General features: G+C 71.7%; 1 pseudogene. It reads left to right on the top strand.

Annotation, left to right across the window (positions count from 1 at the left end):
* Nucleotides 1–647 (top strand): annotated as a pseudogene (locus tag KUM32_RS40505) (chromosome segregation protein SMC); the annotation flags it as partial.

Raw genomic sequence — 647 nt, 5'->3', positions numbered from 1 at the left:
GTGGCCGCCGGCGCGCGGCAACTGCTGGCGCACGTCGAGGTCTCGTTGCGGCGCGCCGATCAGGAGCGGCGGTCGGCCGAGACGGCGAAGACGGAGCGCGAGGCCGAGTTGGTCGCGGAGCGGGAACGGGGCCGCGGCCTGGCCACCGAACTGGACAAGCTCACGCACTCGGTGCACAAGGGCGAGGTCCTCGGTGCGGAGAAGCGGCTACGGATCGAGCAGTTGGAGACCAAGGCGCTGGAGGAACTCGGCGTGGAGCCGGCCGGCCTCGTCGCCGAGTACGGTCCCGACCAGTTGGTGCCCCCGTCGCCGCCCGCCGAGGGCGAGGAACTGCCGCGCGACCCGGAGCACCCGCGCAACCAGCCGGTGCCCTTCGTACGGGCCCAGCAGGAGAAGCGGCTGCGGGCCGCCGAGCGCGCGTACCAGCAGTTGGGCAAGGTGAACCCGCTGGCGCTCGAGGAGTACGCCGCGCTGGAGGAGCGGCACAAGTTCCTGACGGAGCAGCTTGAGGACCTGAAGAAGACCCGGGCCGACCTGCTCCAGGTGATCAAGGACGTGGACGAGCGCGTCGAGCAGGTGTTCACGGAGGCGTTCCGGGACACGGCGCGCGAGTTCGAGGGCGTCTTCTCGCGGCTCTTCCCGGGCGG

Source organism: Streptomyces sp. AC627_RSS907 (assembly GCF_019049165.1).
Note: the sequence above shows the minus strand (reverse complement) of the source record. Positions and strands in the feature narration are given on the sequence as shown.